The sequence below is a fragment of the Streptomyces sp. NPDC002868 genome (assembly GCF_055563295.1).
Map to the genome: position 1 here is coordinate 398,954 of NZ_JBVHDR010000004.1, position 19,453 is coordinate 418,406.

Annotated in this window: 19 protein-coding genes; 8 read left to right on the forward strand and 11 right to left on the reverse strand. The window is 71.4% G+C overall.

The genetic code is table 11. The features are described 5' to 3' along the window. Window positions 1–22: 22 nt before the first annotated feature. The 5 genes from ACZ3H8_RS15970 to ACZ3H8_RS15990 form a co-directional block, all read right to left on the reverse strand. A complete protein-coding gene (locus ACZ3H8_RS15970; protein WP_467402306.1) occupies window positions 23–2,005 on the reverse strand; it encodes an FUSC family protein in 1,983 nt (660 codons plus the stop codon). A gap of 66 nt (window positions 2,006–2,071) precedes the next feature. Further along, the gene (locus ACZ3H8_RS15975; protein WP_307662224.1) at window positions 2,072–2,317 is read right to left on the reverse strand and encodes a DUF2630 family protein; all 246 of its coding nucleotides are present in this window, start codon (window positions 2,315–2,317) and stop codon (window positions 2,072–2,074) included. Window positions 2,318–2,380: 63 nt separating this feature from the next. Beyond that, window positions 2,381–3,325 (reverse strand): NADP-dependent oxidoreductase, encoded by a 945-nt coding sequence (locus ACZ3H8_RS15980; protein WP_467402002.1) that lies wholly within the window; start codon window positions 3,323–3,325, stop codon window positions 2,381–2,383. A gap of 70 nt (window positions 3,326–3,395) precedes the next feature. Then, a complete protein-coding gene (locus tag ACZ3H8_RS15985; protein WP_467402004.1) occupies window positions 3,396–4,415 on the reverse strand; it encodes an endonuclease/exonuclease/phosphatase family protein in 1,020 nt (339 codons plus the stop codon). A 63-nt stretch (window positions 4,416–4,478) separates the two neighbouring features. Further along, window positions 4,479–5,240, reverse strand: coding sequence for a TetR/AcrR family transcriptional regulator C-terminal domain-containing protein (locus tag ACZ3H8_RS15990; RefSeq protein WP_467402007.1), 762 nt, complete (start codon window positions 5,238–5,240; stop codon window positions 4,479–4,481). 136 nt (window positions 5,241–5,376) lie between these two features. On the opposite strand from ACZ3H8_RS15990, the gene ACZ3H8_RS15995 reads away from it, so the two are divergent. Next, window positions 5,377–5,544 (forward strand): hypothetical protein, encoded by a 168-nt coding sequence (locus tag ACZ3H8_RS15995; RefSeq protein WP_467402010.1) that lies wholly within the window; start codon window positions 5,377–5,379, stop codon window positions 5,542–5,544. A 12-nt stretch (window positions 5,545–5,556) separates the two neighbouring features. Next, window positions 5,557–6,366: an MBL fold metallo-hydrolase gene (locus ACZ3H8_RS16000; protein WP_467402012.1), complete on the forward strand. Its 810-nt coding sequence runs from the start codon at window positions 5,557–5,559 to the stop codon at window positions 6,364–6,366. Here the strand turns inward: ACZ3H8_RS16000 and ACZ3H8_RS16005 are convergent. Further along, window positions 6,335–7,264, reverse strand: a complete 930-nt coding sequence (locus ACZ3H8_RS16005) for a hypothetical protein (RefSeq protein WP_467402013.1) — start codon at window positions 7,262–7,264, stop codon at window positions 6,335–6,337. The genes ACZ3H8_RS16000 and ACZ3H8_RS16005 overlap by 32 nt on opposite strands. Window positions 7,265–7,409: 145 nt before the next feature. Here ACZ3H8_RS16005 and ACZ3H8_RS16010 point away from each other — a divergent pair, with 145 nt between their 5' ends. The 4 genes from ACZ3H8_RS16010 (at window position 7,410) to ACZ3H8_RS16025 (ending at window position 10,399) form a co-directional block, all read left to right on the forward strand. Then, window positions 7,410–7,784, forward strand: coding sequence for a hypothetical protein (locus ACZ3H8_RS16010; protein WP_398990143.1), 375 nt, complete (start codon window positions 7,410–7,412; stop codon window positions 7,782–7,784). Window positions 7,785–7,891: 107 nt separating this feature from the next. Beyond that, window positions 7,892–8,446 carry an NADPH-dependent FMN reductase gene (locus ACZ3H8_RS16015; protein ID WP_398990142.1) on the forward strand — a complete coding sequence of 185 codons (555 nt, stop codon included), beginning with the start codon at window positions 7,892–7,894 and terminating at the stop codon, window positions 8,444–8,446. 118 nt (window positions 8,447–8,564) lie between these two features. After that, on the forward strand, window positions 8,565–9,536 hold the full coding sequence (locus ACZ3H8_RS16020; protein ID WP_467402016.1) for an ATP-binding cassette domain-containing protein: 972 nt from the start codon (window positions 8,565–8,567) through the stop codon (window positions 9,534–9,536). Next, window positions 9,533–10,399: an ABC transporter permease gene (locus ACZ3H8_RS16025; protein WP_467402018.1), complete on the forward strand. Its 867-nt coding sequence runs from the start codon at window positions 9,533–9,535 to the stop codon at window positions 10,397–10,399. The genes ACZ3H8_RS16020 and ACZ3H8_RS16025 overlap by 4 nt, the downstream gene beginning before the upstream one ends. Window positions 10,400–10,522: 123 nt before the next feature. On the opposite strand, the gene ACZ3H8_RS16030 is transcribed toward ACZ3H8_RS16025, so the two are convergent. The 3 genes from ACZ3H8_RS16030 to ACZ3H8_RS16040 all read right to left on the reverse strand — a co-directional run bounded on the left by ACZ3H8_RS16030 (window position 10,523) and on the right by ACZ3H8_RS16040 (window position 15,561). Beyond that, on the reverse strand, window positions 10,523–13,804 hold the full coding sequence (locus ACZ3H8_RS16030; RefSeq protein WP_467402021.1) for an ATP-binding protein: 3,282 nt from the start codon (window positions 13,802–13,804) through the stop codon (window positions 10,523–10,525). Between the two features lie 66 nt (window positions 13,805–13,870). Continuing rightward, window positions 13,871–14,476, reverse strand: a complete 606-nt coding sequence (locus ACZ3H8_RS16035) for an FMN reductase (RefSeq protein ID WP_467402309.1) — start codon at window positions 14,474–14,476, stop codon at window positions 13,871–13,873. Between the two features lie 2 nt (window positions 14,477–14,478). Next, a complete protein-coding gene (locus tag ACZ3H8_RS16040) occupies window positions 14,479–15,561 on the reverse strand; it encodes an LLM class flavin-dependent oxidoreductase (RefSeq protein ID WP_467402023.1) in 1,083 nt (360 codons plus the stop codon). A gap of 153 nt (window positions 15,562–15,714) precedes the next feature. Here ACZ3H8_RS16040 and ACZ3H8_RS16045 point away from each other — a divergent pair, with 153 nt between their 5' ends. After that, window positions 15,715–15,843, forward strand: a complete 129-nt coding sequence (locus ACZ3H8_RS16045; protein WP_307662210.1) for a DUF6126 family protein — start codon at window positions 15,715–15,717, stop codon at window positions 15,841–15,843. A gap of 3 nt (window positions 15,844–15,846) precedes the next feature. Here ACZ3H8_RS16045 and ACZ3H8_RS16050 read toward each other — a convergent pair whose 3' ends face one another. After that, window positions 15,847–16,632 carry a bestrophin-like domain gene (locus ACZ3H8_RS16050; RefSeq protein WP_467402026.1) on the reverse strand — a complete coding sequence of 262 codons (786 nt, stop codon included), beginning with the start codon at window positions 16,630–16,632 and terminating at the stop codon, window positions 15,847–15,849. Window positions 16,633–16,676: 44 nt separating this feature from the next. Continuing rightward, entirely contained in the window at window positions 16,677–17,246 is a 570-nt protein-coding gene (locus ACZ3H8_RS16055; protein ID WP_467402028.1) for a hypothetical protein, read from the reverse strand. A gap of 179 nt (window positions 17,247–17,425) precedes the next feature. Here ACZ3H8_RS16055 and ACZ3H8_RS16060 point away from each other — a divergent pair, with 179 nt between their 5' ends. Next, entirely contained in the window at window positions 17,426–19,453 is a 2,028-nt protein-coding gene (locus ACZ3H8_RS16060) for an FAD-dependent oxidoreductase (protein ID WP_467402030.1), read from the forward strand.

A 19,453-nucleotide genomic window follows, 5' to 3' on the forward strand; every position in this document is an offset into this window, starting at 1 on the left:
CGGTCACTCTGACTGCCCCCGGTCACCCCGGTCGTTCCGGTGACGCGATCGCCCGCGCCGCCTTCACCTCCTGGCGCAGCGCCCCCAGCACCCCCTCCTCGTCCCCCTCCAGCTCCGCCCGTACCTCCACCAGCACCTCGCTCGCCCTCAGCCCCTCCGCCAGCTCGTGCAGCTGTTGCTCGACCGCCGCCACCTCCGCCCGCGTCGGCGGCTCCGCCCCGTGGTTGACGCGGACCCTCGCCGCCGTCGTCGCGTCCACGATGCGTTCCACGGCGACGACCAGTGGCCACCACGCCGCCGCCCGCGCCCCCGTCGGCGGCGGTTCGGTCAGGGCCCGCTGGAACTCCGACCGGACCGACGACAGGTCGCGGTAGATCCGGCGCCGCCTGCGCACCCGCTCCCCCTGGTCCTCCGCCTCCGCGCCGAACGAGCACGCCACGTAGCGCGCCGCGTCTTCCACCGCCGTCGCCAGCCGGTCGCCGATCCGGGTGTGCCAGCTCTCCGGCCAGAGCAGATAGCCCGCGACCAGCGCGATCGCGCAGCCGATGAGGCTGTCCACCAGGCGCGGCAGGACCAGGTCGAAGCCCTCGTGGTTGAGGACGTCGGAGAGCAGCAGGATCACCGGGGTGATCGCCGCAGTCTGGAAGGCGTACCCCTTCGCGGAGAACGCGGGGATGAGCGCCGCGAGGAGCATCATCACCGGCACGTCCCACCAGCCGCGCGGCACCTGCGCGAGCACCGCCGCCGCGACGACCAGCCCCGCCGCCGTGCCCAGCGCCCGCAGCACCGCGCGGGAGAAGACCGAGCCGAAGTCCGGCTTGAGGACGAAGGTGACGGTGAGCGCGACCCAGTACGAGCGTGACACCGGCACCAGCGACACCAGTGCCTGTGCGAGGCCGATGCACAGCGCGAGCCGCAGACCGTAGCGCCAGGAGGGCTCGGAGAGCAGCACGCTGCGGGCCGCGCGCCGGGCGCGTATGCGGAGGGCCGCGGGCCGGCCGAGCCGGTCGTCGACGTTGTAGGGGTCGGGGTCGGCCTTGTGCACGACGACGGCGGCGTGCCGCAGCGCGCTCTCCACGGCGCGGTCGGCGGGACCCTCCGGCTCCGGCAGCACCAGTTCGGGCGCATCACCGCGGCCGCCCCGGTCGACCGCGTCCGCCAAGTCCCGTACGGCCGTGGCGATTTCGGGCCGTCGCGAGGCCCGCCCGTGCAGATGCGCAGCCGCGGCCGCCTCGACGAGCGGGATGAGCACGTTGAGCTGCGAGAGCAGCCGTACGAGCGGGCTGCGCCGCCCGTGGTCGCGGGCCCGCCGGGCGAGGATCAGGTCGTAGGAGGTGTTGAGGGACTCCGTGACGGCCTGGCGTTTCTCGTCGTACGCCGTCGTGCCCGCGGCCCCCAGCAGATCGGCGACACTGCGATACGTCTCGGCGACCGCGGTCCGCTCCGGCATCCGGCCGCGCAACGGCCAGGCCAGCAGCGTCAGTACGAGGACGAACAGCCCGCCGAGCGTGAGCAGCAGCGGCGCCTTCCACCACGGCCCCGGCATCGGCAGCCCCGCGCCCACCACCGCGTTGAGCAGGAGCAGCAGCCCGCCCACGGAGGCCACCGCGCCGATCGACGAGATCATCCCGGAGACCAGCGCGACGAGGGTCAGCGCGGCGACCGCGAGCCAGCCTTCCCCGTACACGAGCGTGCCGAGCGTGACGCCGACCGCACCGAAGAGCTGTGGCACCGCGATATTGAAGATCCGCATGCGGTACGCGTCGGCGGTGTCGCCGATGACGCCCGACAGCGCGCCCATCGACACGAGCGCGCCGTACATGGGCTGCCCGGCGGCGAGCCCGACCGCGAGCGGTGCGGCCAGGGCGACGGCGGCGCGGGCGCAGGCCGCCCAGGGGACGGGCGCGGTCTGCGGCCGCAGGCCCTTGAGCAGCCACTCGGGCGGGGACAGCCGTCCCGCTCGTGTCCCTGATCCGGAGGAAGCCCCGCCCGTGTCGTTGCCCATGGTCATCAAAAGACCTCGAAGTCGCCCTCCGGCGCAACTCCCCTGCGGGGCGGCAGGGCGGGACGGTCAGCCGAGGTAGCCCTCCACTTCGTCGGCGGGCTGCACCCTCGCCGTGTCCGGGTCCTCTCCGAACTCCGCCTTGGCGCGCCTCCGGCGCAGCAGGTCCCAGCACTGGTCGAGCTGGACCTCGAGGGCGCGCAGCCGCGAGAGTTCGTCGGAGTCGAGGCCGTGCTGCTGGGAAGACCGCTCCCGCAGGGCGCGTTCCTCGGCGACGAGATCGTTGATGCTGCCGAGTATCTGATCGTTGTCCATGACACCTGCTCTCGGAGTACGAACGCGGCGTACGAACGCGGCGTACGAACGCGGCGTACCAATTCAGAGTACGAAGACCGTTTTGCCGCGTGCCCCGCCCGCCCGGTTCTGCGCAAGCGCGTCCGGCGCCTTCTCCAGCGGGTATGCGGCGTCCACCGGGGCATTGAGGGAGCCGTCCGCGGCCGCCGCGGCCAGGGTGTCCAGCAGGGCGGACGAGGCTTTGAGATGGAAGTCGACGCCTTCGACCCCGGCGGGGAGCCGCGCCGGGTCCACCGCGGAGCGGCTGGTGAGGGCGCGGCCGCCGGGCTGCACCAGGGTGGCGTTCGCGGTGAAGGAGTCCGGGTCGGGCGAGACCAGGTCGACCAGGGCGTCGACGCCGTCCGGGCAGGCGTCCCGTACCGCGGAGGCCAGATCGCACGTCGTGGTGTCGAGGGTGACCGCCGCCCCGAGCGCGGACATCCGGTGCTCTTCGTCGCCGCGCACCGCTGCCAGGACGTGGCAGCCACGGTCGGCTGCCAGTTGGGTCAGATAGCTGCCGACACCGCCCGCCGCGCCGATGACCAGCAGCGACTGCCCGACGCGTACGCCCGCCGCGTCCAGGAGCTGCGCGGCGCTCATCCCGGCCGTGGGCAGCAGGGCCGCCGTCTTCAGCGGGAGGCCGTCGGGCACGAACGCGATCGCCGCGTCCTGCGGCATCGTCACGTACTCGGCGTATGTGCCGGTGCCGACCGGCGGCCGGCCCGCCTGGCCGAAGACCGGGTCGCCCACCCGGAAGCGGTTTTCGCCGGGGCCGACGACATCCACCCTGCCCGCGAAGTCCGAGTCCATGACCAGCGGAAACACATGCGGGACCCGGCCTTCGAGCAGTCCGTCGGCGGCTCGCCAGTCGAACGGGTTGAGCGCCGCGTACTCGACCTTCACCAGCACCTCGCCCTCGCCGGGCTCCGGTTTGGGGATCTCGATCAGCTCGGGGTCGGCCCTGAACGCCTTGACCGCGACAGCGCGCATCCGGAATGCCTCCTGATGGACGGCCCCCCTGCTCTGGCCACCTCGACCCCACTCTTACCCGGGCGGGCGGTCATCGCACGTCGTGCAGTTCCAGTTCGACCAGGAGCGACCGGTGGTCGGTGTCCGCCAGCTCCAGGAAGCGTGACCGGCGCACCGAGAAGTCCTGGCTGATCAGTACGTGGTCGATCTGGGCGCCCAGCGGCCGGCGGACCGTCGCAGGCCAGGACGGGGTGCGGGCCGCGCCCGCGAGGGTGGCGCTGTCGCGCAGATCGCCCGCTTCGAGCAGCCGGCGGAAGGCGGAGTGGTCCTGGGTGGCGTTGAAGTCTCCGGCGATGACTGTCGGCCGCCCCTTGGTTCCGGCGGCGTACGTACGCACCAGGCCGAGTTCCCGCTGCCAGTCGTCCACCCCGCTGGGGATGGGCGGCAGGGGGTGCGCGAGCTGCAGATTCACCGGGCGGTCGCCGACCATGACGACCGAGCCCGGCATCGCGAGCGTGGCGTCGATCCCCGGGGCCGGGCGCAGCGGGTGTTTGCTGAGGATGGCCGAGCCGGAGGCCGAGTAGCCCTCGACGACATTGCGGTACGGGTAGTCGCTGCGGGAGATCTCCGCCGCGAGCGCGTCCGAGCAGGTGTGGTCGCATTCCTGGACGAAGACCAGGTCGGGCTGCTCGCGGCGGATGGTGGCGAGCAGCCCCTTGGTGGCGTTGCCGAACTCGACGTTCGATGTGAGCACTTCGAGGCGGGCGACGACCGGGCCGGGCGGATCGTCGGTGAGCCCGGTGTCGTACGGCTTGACGAACCACCCGGTGACGGCGAGCACGGCAAGGGCCCAGACCGTGCCGGTGCGCCACCGCGCGAGGAGGGCCAGCAGCAGGGCGGCCCCGGCGGGCAGCAGCAGCCAGGGCAGGAATGCGAGCAGCTGGGGCACGGGCGTGATGCCGTCGGTGTCCGCAGCCCGGCAGGCCGCGACCACGCTGGGCGTGATGAGCAGCAGGCCGGCCAGCCAGGCGGCGGCCCGGCGGCCGCCGGAGGGGCGGAAGGGGGCGTCCTGCGCGGCGGCCGGGGCCGCCGTCGAGATGGCGCTGTCCATACCGGCCTCCGAGCCGCGGGATGTCGCTGGATGTCCGTCTGATGTCCGTCGGTGATGAGGACGTCAGTCTCGGCCAGTCTGTTGCGTCTGCGGAGCGTATGTGCGGAGCGCGTCGATCAGCAGCTCCACGCCGAAGGTGAACTCCGCGTCGTGGTCGATCACCGCGAGCATCGGCGCGAGCTTCGCCACCGCCGGGAGCCCCGAGCGCTCGAGATGCGCTTTGCGCTCCCGTGCCGCCGACTCCTCTTCCCCCTTGAAGCAGGGCGAGTGGAACTCCCGTAGCAGGGAGCCGACCTGGAAGGCGATGAGCAGCCGCAGGGCATGCACGGCGGCGGCCTCGTCGAAGCCATGGTCGAGCAGGACGGTGAGGGAGCAGTTGATGACCGGGAGCGCGCCGGGGGAGGAGAGCTGGCGGGTGAGGACCAGTTCGCAGGCGCGTGGGTGACGCAGCGAAGACTGCCGGAATCCGTACGCGACCGAGCGGATGCCGTCCTCCCAGCCGCCCTCGGTACGCCTGGGCAGCTGCATGTCCCTGGTGATGAACTCAGTGATCCCGTCGAGGACGTCGGCCTTGCCGGCCACATGGTTGTAGAGCGACATCGCCTGGACGCCGAGGGCGGCGGCGAGGCGGCGCATGGAGAGCGCGTCCACGCCCTCGTCGTCGATGATCCCGAGTGCGGCCTCGATGATCCGCTCGCGGGACAGCGGTTCGCGGGATGCCGGCCCGCTCGGCGACGGCTCGCTCGGCGACGGCTCGCAGGAGGACGCCCTGTGGGCCGATGTGCCGTGCTCCGTGGGGTGTTGACGGGATCTTCCGTCAGACATCGGGGTGCTCCTGGGGGGGTTTCGCGGACTCCTGTCGTATTCCTTGACGGCTTACAGCGTAGGTGCTTCCCTCGGTCCCGTACTTCGCCTACTTACGGCGTAAGTATGGGACTTACTGGCCTGGAGGGCCCGGACGATGACGAAAGAAGCGCGCGAGGCTCTCGTTCTCGAGCACATGGCGAGCGAGAACCGGCACGTCGGGTTTGACCTGCAACTGGTCGGCGAACGCGTCTACTTCGACACCGGGACCGTCCTCGCCCAGCCCGGCTTCGCGCCGTCCCTCCCCCTCCCCCTCCCCGCGTAAGCGGAGTCAGGCATGTCTGTGCCCACCGTTCATCATCTCGACTGCGCCCCGATGCACCCGGTCGGCGGCGCCCCGCTGGTCGCCCACTGCCTGCTGGTGGTCACGGGCAGCGGCCTCGTCCTCGTCGACACAGGCCTGGGCACCGCGGACGTCCGCGACCCGCGGCGGCTCGGGGCGTTCTTCCGGCGGACCGCGCGGCCGACGCTGGATCTGTCCCGTACGGCGGTCCATCAGATCCGGGCGCTGGGTTATGACCCCTACGACGTCCAGGACATCGTGCTCACCCACCTCGACCTGGACCACGCGGGCGGTCTGGCCGACTTCCCGGACGCGCGGGTCCATGTCATGGCGGACGAGTACCGCGCGGCGATGCGCCGCGACACCCGCCTCGACGCCAGCCGTTATGTCACGGCGCAGTGGGCCCACGGCCCGCGCTGGATCGTCCATGACACGGCGGACTCCGACTGGCACGGCTTCGCCGCTGCCCGGGTCCTGCGCTCCCCCGACATCCTGCTGGTCCCTCTGCCGGGCCACACCCGCGGTCACTGCGGGGTGGCGGTCCAACAGCCGGACCGCTGGCTGCTGCACGCGGGCGACGCGTACTTCTTCCACGGCGAGATGGACCTGCGCCGCCCCCGCTGCCCCCGCCCGGTGGCGCTCCACCAGCGCCTGGTGGCGGACAACCACGGCGAGCGGCTGACGCAGCTGGAACGACTGCGGGAACTGCGCCGGGCGGACCCGAGGCTGATCCGGATCTTCTCGTCGCACGACGCGCACGAGTTCGCCCAGTTCAGCGAAGAAAGGGTCCGTCCTTTGCGGTGACGTCGAGGCGGGGTGCGGGGGAGGAAATCCCTCGCACGGGCCGCCCCCGTCGCTGCGCCGGCCAGGCGGCCGCCGCCAGGGCGAGGCCCGCCCCCAGCACCCACCAGGCCGTCGTGCGCAGCGTCGCCGTCAGGGCGTCGTAGACCGCGCTCGCCGCCGGGCGGTCCACGTCCGCAGGGAGGTCGTCGAGGGCGAGGCCGTGGCCGAGTGTGACTCCGATGCGGAGCAGTACACCGCCCACCACGAGCGCGATGCAGAGGCCGATGAGGGCGCGGCCTCTGCGGACGGCCAGGAGCACCGCGGCCGCAGCCAGCAGCAGGGTCGCGATCGGCAGCCACACTCCCGCGATCTGCAGGCCGTCGAAGGTCTGGCGTGCGACGCCGAGCTTGTCGGAATCCAGGATCGTGATCCGGGTCCGCCCGACCGGGATCTGGTCCGCGAACCGCAGCCCGTCCGCGCTGAGCTGCTGCTTCACCTGCTCGATCACGGGTGCCAGATCGATGCTGACCGAATTGCCGCTGTCGCTGGTCAGCGCCTGCTCGACCGCTGTGTGGGCGGCTTCGTTGACGGTGTTCCACGCGGTCTTGTAGGAGTCGGTGCCGGAGAAGGAGATCACGGCCTCGTAGAGCAGACTCCGTACGCCCTCCTGGAAAGGACGGAGGTCGAAAGGACCGATGTCGAAAGGACCGACGTCGATCTTCTGCATGACCTCGTCGGTGACCCGTACGGCGACCGCGTTCTGCACCGCGGGGTCCGACGCGAGCGGCGCCATCGCGGCGACGTAGCCGTCCGTGTCGCCGATCTCCCGGTCGGCCCAGACCGCAAGCGCGCTCAGCGGCGTCAGGATGGCCACGAGGACGATCAGCACCGCCGACACCGCTGAGAGGAAGCTCCGCACTCCTCAAGGGAACGTGGGCCGCAGGCCGGGCGCGACCGGTGCTCCGCCGACCGGGCGTGCCCTGAAAGGGCGGTGTTCCGACTTGCCGGTCGGCGGGTGCGGGTGTGCCCTGAAAGACGGGGGACGAGGGAAGGAGCTCTCCGCCATGGCCGCACACGCAGCTGTACGCGTACGGCACCACGGTTCTCTCGCCTGGGCGCTGCCCGTCACCCTGGGCGTGGCCTACGGCTTCTACGCGGGGTTCCTCCGCCGCACCGGCCGGGACGTCAACTGGGGCGACGTCCTCTTCGGCGTCGTCTGCGGCATCATCGTCGCGGCTCTCGCCTACGGGCTGGGCCGGATCCAGCAGTCACTGTCCCACGAGGTCCGGGCCGCCGCGTACGCAACGCTGTTCGGCGGGGCCATGGGTTATCTGTTCAGCCAGACCGGGGCGAGCGTGCTCAAGTCGTCAGTGATGGGGCTGGTCCTCGCCGGGGCGATGCTCGTATCCGCGTTCTACGTCTTCCACACCAGGGAATAGGGCTGCCGGACTCCTCCTCGCGCGGCCGCCAGATCAGATCTGGCGGCCGCGCGCCGTCGTCTCGCGCCCTCTGGTGGAGGGCCGTCGACCGGCGAAAGGAGGCGCCCGTGCGGGACCAGGACATACCGCTACTGCGTGTCACGGTCATCATCGGCAGTACGCGCGAGGGGCGCGTCGGCGAGAAGGTCGGCCGCTGGTTCACCGAGCTGGCCGCCGAGCGGGACGAGATGGAGCTCGCGGTCGTCGACCTCGTCGACTTCGACTTCCCGGCCCGCTATCCGGACCGGGCCACCGAGCAGATGCGGGAGTTCGTCACGGAGGTCGGCCGCGCCGACGCCTTCGTGGTCGTCACCCCCGAGTACAACCGCTCCTTCCCCGCCTCCCTCAAGCAGGCCATCGACTACGCCTACGACGAGTGGCAGACCAAACCGGTCGCCTTCGTCAGCTACGGCCACGGCTCCGGCGGGCTGTACGCCGTCGAGCAGCTGCGCTCGGTCTTCACCGAGCTGCACACCGTGACCCTGCGCAATGGCGTGAGCATCAACCTCCTCGACGAGGCGCCCGAAGGCCGGGACCGCGCGGCGGGGCTGATGCTCGATCAGCTCGGCTGGTGGGGCCTGGCCCTGCGGGAGGCCCGCGCCGCCCGCCCGTACGTCTCCTAGGGCTGTTGGCCTGGGAGCTTTGGGAACCCCAGGCCCCGCCGATGACTTCACCCGACGACCCGAGTCAACTCCCTACACCGTCCGGCAGAGCTCCCAGAAGGATCAGAAGGAACTGACGATGAGTACAGATCTGGCAATCGAGACCACGGGCCTGGTGAAAGTCTTCGGTGAGAACCGGGCCGTCGACGGCGTCGACCTCACCGTGCCCGCGGGCACGGTCTACGGCGTCCTCGGCCCGAACGGCTCCGGAAAGACGACCACGGTACGGATGCTCGCCACCCTGCTGCGGCCGGACGGCGGCCAGGCCAGGGTCTTCGGCAAGGACGTGCAGAAGGACGCCGACGCCGTTCGCAGCAGGGTCAGCCTCACCGGTCAGTACGCCTCGGTGGACGAGGACCTCACCGGCGCCGAGAACCTGGTGCTGCTCGGCCGGCTGCTCGGCCACTCCAAGCCGGCCGCGCGGGAGCGTGCCGTGCAGCTGCTGGACGCCTTCGGGCTGTCCGAGGCGGCCGAGAAGCAGGTGAAGAACTACTCGGGCGGCATGCGGCGGCGCATCGACATCGCCGCGTCCATCCTCAACACCCCGGATCTACTCTTCCTGGACGAGCCGACCACCGGCCTCGACCCGCGCAGCCGCAGCCAGGTCTGGGACATCGTGCGCGCGGTCGTCGCGCAGGGCACGACGGTGCTGCTGACCACGCAGTATCTGGACGAGGCCGACCAACTCGCGTCCCGTATCGCCGTGCTCGACCACGGCAAGGTGATCGCGGAGGGCACCAAGGGCGATCTGAAGGCCTCGGTCGGTTCCGGCGCCGTCCATCTGCGGCTGCGCGACCCCGGTCAGCGGCCGGAGGCCGAGCGAGTGCTCGGAGCCGTGCTCGGCGTCGAGGTGCAGCTGGACGCCGATCCGCTCGCACTCACCGCCCGGGTCAACGGCCATGGCACCGAGCAGGGCGCCGCCGAGCAGGCCGCGCGGGCGCTGGCCGAGCTGGCCCGCTCCGGAATCACGGTGGACAACTTCGCGCTGGGACAGCCCAGCCTGGACGAGGTCTTCCTCGCCCTGACCGACAAGAAGGGGACTGCGGCATGAGCACCACGACCACCACCAAGTCCACCAAGGACATCGACGATCTCGACCTCCAAGCGCCCAAGGCGGAGGATCTCGCAGCGCTGCTGGTGAGCAAGGACCGCCCGCCGCGGCCCAGCGCGTTCTCCGCGTCCTTCACCTTCGGCTGGCGGGCCATGCTCAAGATCAAGCATGTGCCGGAGCAGCTCTTCGATGTGACGGCGTTCCCGATCATGATGGTGCTGATGTACACGTACCTCTTCGGAGGGGCGCTGGCAGGCTCGACCTCGGAATACATCCAGTTCCTGCTTCCCGGCATCCTCACCATGAGCGTCGTGATGATCACGATGTACACGGGCGTCGCGGTCAACACAGACATCACCAAGGGCGTCTTCGACCGGTTCCGTACGCTGCCGATCTGGCGGCCGGCGCCGATGGTCGGCTATCTGCTCGGCGATGTGTTCCGCTATGTCATCGCCTCCGTGGTGATGCTGGGCGTCGGCCTGATCATCGGCTACCGCCCGCACGGCGGAGTGCTGGGCGTGGTCCTCGGAGTTGCGCTGCTGATGGTCTTCTCCTTCTCCTTCTCCTGGGTCTGGACGATGTTCGGCCTGCTGCTGCGCAGCGAGAAGTCGGTGATGGGCGTCAGCATGATGGTGATCTTCCCGATGACCTTCCTGAGCAATGTCTTCGTCGACCCGAAGACCATGCCGGGCTGGCTGCAGGCTTTCGTCAACAACAGCCCGGTGACCCATGTCGCCACCGCGGTGAGGGAGTTGATGGAGGGCGAATGGCCGACGGCCGACATCGCCTGGTCGCTGGGGTGGGCCGGGCTGCTGGTGGTGGTCTTCGGCGCGGTGACGATGCGGCTCTACAACCGCAAGTGAGCGGTGCGTGTGGCTGAGCGATCAGGGGCGTCCCCGGCTGGTCCGGGGGCGCTCCTCGCCGTCTGCCTCCTTCTCCCCCGGGGAGCCCCGGCGTCGGTGGGGTTCTGGCGCCGGCGCACTGCGTCAGAGCCGCCACTCGACGCCGCGCGGCGGGCGGTAGCAGCAGGACGAGCCCGTGCCGACGGACTCCCGCAGATGCGCGGCCAGTTCGGGGTGGAGGGCGTCCAGCTTGCGCAGGGTGTCGCGGATCCGGGCGGTGACGGTCTTACGGGCCCGTTCGGCCTCGTCCCCCAGCCGACGGGTGCGCCCGCCGAGCCCGGCGGCGGTGCGCAACTCGTCGAGCAGCGCGGAGCGTTCGCGGTCGAACTCCGCGGCCCGCCGGTCGTCGCCCAGCTCGCCCGCGCGGTCTATCTCCACGTCCAGCCGCTCGAGCCGCCGCCGGTAGCGGGCCTTGGCCTCCTCGTCGAGCACCGGATCCGCACCGAACCGGGCCGCGGCGACGACGGCTTCACCGCCCGCGGGATCGAGCAGAACCACGGCGGGCAGATCGTCGCCGGGGTGCCTGAGCAGGGTGTGCAGATCCCGCAGCCCCTTGGCATCGGGCACATGGACGGCCCGCCCTGCGAAGGCGAGGGCCCACACTGCTCCGTCCCGGCGGAACTCACCGTGGGGGGTGAGGGGTTGGGCGGCGGGGCCGCTTCCGCCCGGGCGGGCGGCTTGACGCCCGGTGCCCGCGCCAGGGCCCCGAGTGCCGACGGCGTCGGCCGTACGAGGGTTTCCGCTGCCGGGGGCGTCGGTTGTACGGGGGTCTTCGGTGCCGGGGCGGGCGGGTGCACCGGGGAGACCCACCTCCACCCCGTCCAGGAAGTGCGTCAGCCCCAGCTCCACCGCGTCCCGCCGCGTCCGCGCAAGCAGTTCCCCCCGCCCCTCCCCCTCAGCGCGCTCCCCCAGCACCTCCGCCAGCGCCGACCTCGCCCGCACCGACCACGGCCTTGCCTGGAGCCCGTCCGCCGATTCGTACGCCGATGTCAGCGCGGCGATGGCCTCGGCCCGGTGGCCGCGGGCCGCCGCCAGCATGCCCAGCCAGAGGTCGACAGGGCCGCTGATGTCGCAGCCGTACAGCGAGACGACCCACTGCCCGGCATACGGCGTGAACGCGGACGCCGCCTCCTCGATCCGTACCGCGTCACCCGACGCCGCCGCCACCTGGGCCCGCAGCCGCATCCACAGCGGTGCGAACGCCCGTGGAATCGGCTCCGGTTCGGCCGCGAGCTCGTCCGACAGGCGCAGCGCGAGGCCGCTGTTGCCGCGCTCGGCGGCCGTGATGCCCTCAAGGAGCCGGGGATAGGGATGGCCCGCTTCCGCCAGCCCGGCGACCACCGTCTCCGCCTCGTCGAGCCGCCCCTGGGCCAGGAAGAGCGCCCACTGCATGTGCGACACCAGGAAGGAGAACGGGGCGAGCTCGGGTCCCAGCTCCGCCACCTTCGACATATGGTCACGCGCCTCCGTGAACCGCCCGGTCAGCGCGGCGACCAGGGACTGGTCGACAGCCATCCCCAGCTCGAAGCGGCGCTGCGCCGTCCGCTCGGCGCGGGCTACGAAGGTGCGCAACTGATCGAGGTAGCGCGGGTCGCCCCGCTCCAGCAGGGTGACCCAGCGCATCGCGGTGGCGTGCAGCTCCATGTCGCGGTCGTGCGTGCGTCGGGCGACCGCGGCCATCTCGTCGGTCAGCGTGAGCCGTTCCTCCGAGGTCCCAAGGCCCCAGATCGCGTCGTGCCGCGCCCACAGGGAGAACGAGAGCGCCTCGTCGTCCTCACCGCGCCGCGCCAACGCCGTGCTGCGCACGGCCAGTTCCTGCGCGATCCGCTCCGGGGACAGCCCCGCCGGATCCTCGCCGCTGCCGCCGATCAGGGCCCGGTGCGCCTCCCGCAGCAGACCCGCCGTCCGGGTCCGGTTGCCCGGCGCATGCCCGTTCTGCTGGAGGGTGATCGCGACGCGGGCGAGGAGCTCGGGCTCGCGCACATCGCGGGCGAGGGCCACCGCCCGGTCGAAGGTCCGCCACGCCTCCTCGTCCTCGCCGCTGTGGCGGAGCTCGACGCCCAGGTCCAGGGCGATCAGCGCGGCCCGGCGGGCATCGTCGCCCGCGGCCTCCAGCGCCCGCCGGTAGTGGCCGACGGCCTCCTCGCCGGCCAGCCTGCCGACCGCGTCCCGGGCGGCGGCAAGCAACAGCTCCACCCGGCGGTCGCGCCCCAGCTCCTCGCCCGCCAGATACGCGTGGCGCGCCAGATCGGCGGGGAAGCTCTTCTCGCTGAGCGCCGGTGAGCCGTCCAGGGCCCGCACGACATCGGCGTGCCGAGTCCGCGCCTGCGCCTCCTCCAGCGCCTCGTACAGCGTCTCCCGTACGAGATCGTGGACGAAGGCGAACCGGCCGCCCGTCCGCGCCGTCACCAGCCGCGCCGCGACCGCCCGCTCGAGGAGCCGGTCCACATGCGGCACCGGAGCCGACGCGGCCGCCGCGAGCACCTGGCGGTGGAACTCCCTGCCCAGCACTGCCGCCGTGACCAGCAGCCCGCTCACCGGCTCCGGCAACAGCGCGAGCCGCCGCCGCACCGCCTCTCGTACCCCCGGCGCGACCGTGGTGACGGGGCTGCCGCTGTGCCAGATGCGGGCGGTCTGCTCGACGAAGAAGGGGTTGCCGCCGGTCCGCCGGTGCACCTCGTCGACAAGGTCGGGCTCCGGCTCGACTCCCGCGGTCAGCGCCATGAGCGCGCCCACCTCGTCGCGCTGCAGCCCGGTCAGGGTCAGGGTCGTCGTGGCCCGCGCGGCCAGCGGCAGGATGAGCTGCTGGAGGGGGTGGTCGGCTGCCTCCACCTCGACGTCGCGGTACGTCCCGATCAACAGCAGCCGCTCGAACCAGGCGTGCTGCGCGGCGAATTCGAGGAGCTTGAGGGAGGCCGGGTCCGCCCAGTGCAGATCGTCCAGTACGACCACGAGGGGCCGTTTCTGCGAGACGGTGACCAGGGCCGTCGTCACCGCGTCGTACAGCGGGAAGCTCTCGCCGCCGTCCCCTTCGCTCGGGGCCTCGCCGAGCAGCACCGCGAGCCGCCCGCCCGCGGCCTTCTCGGCGTCGGCCCATTCGTCGTCGTCCGCTCCGCGCCGCAGCCCGCGCACCACCTGGACCCAGGGCCAGTACCCGGGCGCGCTCTCCGAGTCCCAGCAGGACCCGCTGAGCACCAGCGCACCGCGCCGCCGCGCCTCGTCGGCGGCGTCGGTCACGAGCGAGGTCTTGCCGATGCCGGCCTCGCCCGTGACCAGCATCAGGCCCCCGTGGCTCTCCGTCGCCCGGCCGATCTCCGCCCGGAGGACGCCTGCGGGGTGGTCACGCCCGATGAGTGCAGGGGTCATGCCGAGAACCATAGGAGGCGGCACCGACAAAGGACATCCGGCACAGGACTGTGATCGATCTGTGCCCTACGCGGTACGGGCCGCGGGCACCTGGCCGCGGGCCCTGACGGACCCGTCGGCCATCAGCCCGGCCAGCTCACCGCCCGCGCGCTCGATCCGGGTCGGCAGTGTGTCGGTGAGCGCGTCACCGGTACCGCCCCAGTCCTCCGACGCCGCGTACACCGCCGTCGGCACGACCAGCGCCCGCAGATACGCGAAGAGCGGACGCAGCGCGTGCTCCAGCACCAGCGAGTGCCGGGCGGTGCCGCCCGTCGCCGCGATCAACACCGGCTTCCCGGTGAGCGCGTCGGGCTCGATCAGGTCGAAGTACGACTTGAACAGCCCGCTGTACGAGGCCGTGAAGACCGGCGTGACCGCGATCAGGCCGTCCGCCTCTGTCACCGCCTCGATCGCCTCGCCGAGCGCCGGCGCCGGAAACCCGGTCACGAGGTTGTTGGCGATCTGCACGGCGAGCTCGCGCAGTTCGACGACCTGCACCTGCACGTCCGTGTCGACGTCGGCCCGCTCGACGAGCCGGCTGCGTACGGACTCCGCCAGCCGGTCGGCCAGCAGCCTTGTCGAGGACGGCACGCTCAGCCCGGCCGATACGGCCACCAGCTTCAGCGTCTGCATGGTCATGCCTCCTTCGTACGGGCGGTGTGGGCAGGGTGCACCGGGGCGGTCTCCGGCACGCCGGCCGGCCGCAGGTTGGCGAACTCCTTGCGCAGGACGGGCACGACTTCCTCACCGAGGATGTCGAGCTGCTCCAGCACGGTCTTCAGGGGCAGTCCCGCGTGGTCCATCAGGAAGAGCTGGCGCTGGTAGTCGCCGACGGCCTCGCGGAAGCCGAGGGTGCGCTCGATGACTTCCTGCGGGGACCCCACGGTCAGCGGGGTCTGCTCGGTGAAGTCCTCCAGGGAGGGGCCGTGTCCGTAGACGGGCGCGTTGTCGAAGTAGGGCCGGAACTCCGCAATCGCGTCCTGGGAGTTCTTGCGCATGAACACCTGCCCGCCGAGGCCGACGATGGCCTGCTCGGGCGTGCCGTGGCCGTAGTGGGCGTAGCGCTTGCGGTAGAGCTCGACCATCTTCCTGGTGTGTGACATGGGCCAGAAGATGTTGTTGTGGAAGAAGCCGTCGCCGTAGTACGCGGCCTGTTCGGCTATCTCGGTGGAGCGGATGGAGCCGTGCCAGACGAACGGCGGTATGCCGTCCAGCGGCCGCGGCGTGGCGGTGAAGCTCTGCAGCGGGGTGCGGAACTTGCCCTCCCAGTCCACGACTTCCTCGCGCCACAGCTTGTGCAGCAGGGCGTAGTTCTCGATGGCGAGCGGGATGCCGTGGCGGATGTCCTTGCCGAACCAGGGGTAGACCGGCCCGGTGTTGCCGCGGCCCATCATCAGGTCGACGCGGCCCTCCGCCAGGTGCTGCAGGACGGCGTAGTCCTCGGCGATCTTCACCGGGTCGTTGGTGGTGATCAGCGTCGTCGAGGTGGACAGGATCAGATTCTCGGTGCGCGCCGCGATGTGCCCGAGGAGCGTCGTCGGGGACGACGGGACGAAGGGCGGGTTGTGGTGCTCGCCGGTCGCGAAGACATCGAGTCCGACCTCCTCGGCCTTGAGCGCGATGGCGACTGTCGCCTTGATCCGCTCGTGCTCGCTCGGCGTACGGCCCGTCGTCGGATCGGCGGTCACATCGCCGACCGTGAAGATGCCGAACTGCATGGAGGCCACCTCTCGGGTAGGGATCGAGTTCTAGTTGGTTGAATCTTGAATCAAACCCTACAACGGCGACCCCGGCCCCCCTATTCCGGGTCCTCGTACCCTGGTGCGGGGGACCGACCACTGACGTTTGTACGGACCGGCTGGAGGCCTGTCGTGAGCGAGAGCGAGAGCTGGAAGGAGCGCGGTGTGATGCTGCGCGTCTTCGTGTATGTCTTCGCCACCCACCTCTTCGCCGGTTTTGTGTGGCTGCTCTTCTACGTCGGCGAGCACGCGCAGAAGTAGGCCTCAGCTCGGTCCCGCGGCGCTCGCGAACAGCTGGCGGAAGGCGTCCGCAGACTCCGTGCCCGACCGCCCGAATGGTGCGTCGAAGTCCCACACGAGGAAGAGCAGAAAGGCGATCAGGGCGCTGAAAAGACCGGCCAGCAACAGCTCTCTGGGAGTGCGGCCGATCTGCAGCGTGAAGATCAGGCCGACCGTCACCAGTGCCCCGGTGATCAGGCCGAACCACACGACCCCCGGCAGCGTCTCCCCGGCATTCTGCGCCCGCGCGTTGCGCGCGTCGTCGGCGACGGCGACCTGGTCGAGCATGGGCTGGTACGCCTGCGTCTCGAGTTCGTTGACCGGCGCCCGCCGTGCGATGTCCGCGCGTACGACGCCGAGCAGTTCCGCTCCCCGCCCGGACAGCTCGTTGTGGTCGACCATCCTCGGCCACTCCTGGTGGACGACGTGGGAGACGTAACGGTCGATGTCCGCGCGGAGCTGCGCCTGGACGCCGGCCGGGTAGACCGCGGCCCGCTGGGTGACCTCGTGCAGTGCCTGTGCCTCGCGGCGTACGTCGTCCTGCGCGGCGCTGCGCGCCTCCCAGACGCCGGCGATGGCCAGACCGAGCACGATCGCGTATACGACGCCGACCATCATCGTCATGTATTCGAGGACGTCGGGGGTCTCGGGGGCGTCGTCGTCCTCCGCGGCCCCGGCCTTGTTCAGCCGGTACTGCCTGAGCAGGGTGATGACGAGGACGACGGCACAGGCGGCGGCCATCGCGGCAGCCAGGACCAGCCATTCCGACATGAGGTTCTCCGAATGGGGTGCGGGGAGAGCGGCGAGGGTGTGGATCAGGCGCGGCCGCGCCCGCCGGCGGACCGTGAGCGGGGCCGCAGCAGCGCCGCGGCGAGAACGGCCGGGGTGGTGGTGACCAGCAGCAGGACCACGAGGGGAGTTCCGGAGTCCTCCGGCTTCCCGGTCGCGGGGCGGTAGTTGCGTACGGCGACGACGTGCCGCCGCTCGGGTTTCGTACGGGCGGCGGGTGCGGGAGCCGTCTCCGGAGCCTGCTCGGGGGCCTTCTCGGGAGGGGGCTCCGGGGCGTCCCGGGGGGGCGGGGGCCGTTCGGCGGGTGGCGCGGCCGGCGTGGGAGGACTGGGAGCCGGCGGTGTGGGAGTCGGCGGTGTGGGAGCCGGTGCCGGAGTCGGCGGCACGGGCTGCGTAGGCGGCGGAGTCGGTCTCGGGGCCGGTGCCGGAGTCGGCAGGCAGTCCCCGAAATGAACCGACAGCGATACGGACACCGCCGATACGGACACGGTCATGCACGCCGGTGCCCCGACCCCGACCCCGACCCCGACCCCGATCCCTTGCGAGCCGAGAATCGCCGCGACCCCCAGTGCGCTGAACTGCTCCCATCCCGCCACATGAGCACGCTAAGGGTGCGTGACCTGGGCGAAGGGCCAATATCACCCGTACGACTGATTAGCACATTCGTCGGACAGGTGGGCGGCAGAGGCTGGAGAAATGGTTTTGCACCTTGTTGCACAATCGCTGTGGGGCGGCTACAACTGGACTGTCGACCCCTGCGCGAGGAGGCGCCCCGATGAGCCCGACCCCGTACCCGCATCTGCTGAGCCCGCTCGATCTCGGGTTCACCACCCTGCCCAACCGGGTGCTCATGGGCTCCATGCACGTCGGCCTCGAAGAGGCGGAGCGCGGTTTCGAGCGGATGGCCGCCTTCTACGCCGCGCGTGCCCGCGGCGGCGTCGGCCTCATCGTCACGGGCGGCATCGCCCCCAACGACCGGGGCCGCCCGTACGAGGGCGGCGCCAAGCTCACCACCGAGGCCGAGGCGGAAAGCCACCGGACCGTCACCGCCGCCGTGCACGCCGAGGGCGGCCGGATCGCGATGCAGATCCTGCACTTCGGCCGGTACGCGTACCACGCGGACCTCGTCGCGCCGAGCGCCATCCAGGCCCCCATCAGCCCGTTCGTACCGCACGCCCTGACCGACGCCGAGGTCGAGGAGACCATCGACGACTTCGTACGGGCAGCGCAGCTGGCGAAGTCCGCGGGCTACGACGGCGTCGAGATCATGGGCTCCGAGGGCTACTTCATCAACGAGTTCATCGCGAGCGCCACCAATCACCGCACCGACCGCTGGGGCGGCTCGTACGAGAACCGGATACGGCTCCCGCTGGAGATCGTCCGCCGTACGCGTGAGCGGCTCGGCCCGGACTTCATCCTGATCTATCGGCTGTCCATGCTGGACCTGGTGCCCGGCGGCTCCTCGCTGGAGGAGGTGATCACGCTCGCCAAGGAGATCGAGGCGGCCGGCGCGACGATCATCAACACCGGGATCGGCTGGCACGAGGCCCGTATCCCGACCATCGCGACGTCGGTGCCGCGCGGCGCGTACACCTGGGTGACGAAGAAGCTGATGGGTTCCGTGTCCGTGCCGCTGGTGACCAGCAACCGCATCAACACCCCCGAGATCGCCGAGCAGTTGCTCGCCGAGGGGCGCGCGGACATGGTGTCGCTGGCCCGCCCCTTCCTCGCCGACCCGGACTTCGTCGCCAAGGCGAAGGCGGACCGCGCGGAGACCATCAACACCTGCATCGGCTGCAACCAGGCCTGCCTGGACCACACCTTCAGCGGGAAGATCACCTCCTGCCTGGTCAACCCGCGGGCCTGCCACGAGACCGAGCTGGTCCTCTCGCGGACCCGGCTGCGCAAGCGCGTCGCGGTGGTCGGCGCGGGGCCCGCCGGTCTCGCCTGCGCGGTCTCGGCCGCCGAGCGCGGACACGAGGTCACGCTCTTCGACGCGGCGGACGAGATCGGCGGGCAGCTGAACATCGCCAAGCGGATCCCGGGCAAGGAGGAGTTCAACGAGACGCTGCGCTACTTCCGTACGCAGCTCGAACTGCACGGCGTCGAGGTGCGTCTTGGCGCCCGCGTCACCGCCGATGACCTCTCGGCAGCCGCGTACGACGAGATCGTCGTCGCCACCGGGGTCACGCCACGGACCCCCGAGATCCCGGGCGTCGACCACCCGAGCGTCGTCAGCTACCTCGATGTCCTGCGCGACGGCGCGCCCGTCGGGGAGCGCGTCGCGGTGATCGGTGCGGGCGGCATCGGCTTCGACGTCGCGGAGTTCCTGACGGACGGTGGCGAGGGCGCGAGCCTGGACGCGGGGACGTACTTCCGGCAGTGGGGCGTCGACACGGACTACAGCGCCCCGGGCGGCCTGACTGCCCCCGAGCGCCCGAAGCCGCCGCGTACCGTCCACCTTCTCCAGCGCAGGACGAGCAAGGTCGGCGCGGGTCTCGGCAAGACGACGGGGTGGATCCACCGTACGGAGCTCAAGCACCGCGGGGTGGCGATGACGGCCGGGGCGACGTACGAGCGGATCGACGACGAGGGCCTGCACGTGAGTGTCGACGGGACGAAGCAGGTCCTGCCCGTCGACACGGTCGTGCTGTGCACCGGGCAGGAGCCGCATCGCGGGCTGTACGAGGAGCTGAGCGCCGCGGGCCTGCCGGTGCACCTGATCGGCGGGGCGGATGTGGCGGCGGAACTGGACGCGAAGCGGGCGATCGACCAGGGCACGCGCCTCGCGGCGACGCTCTGA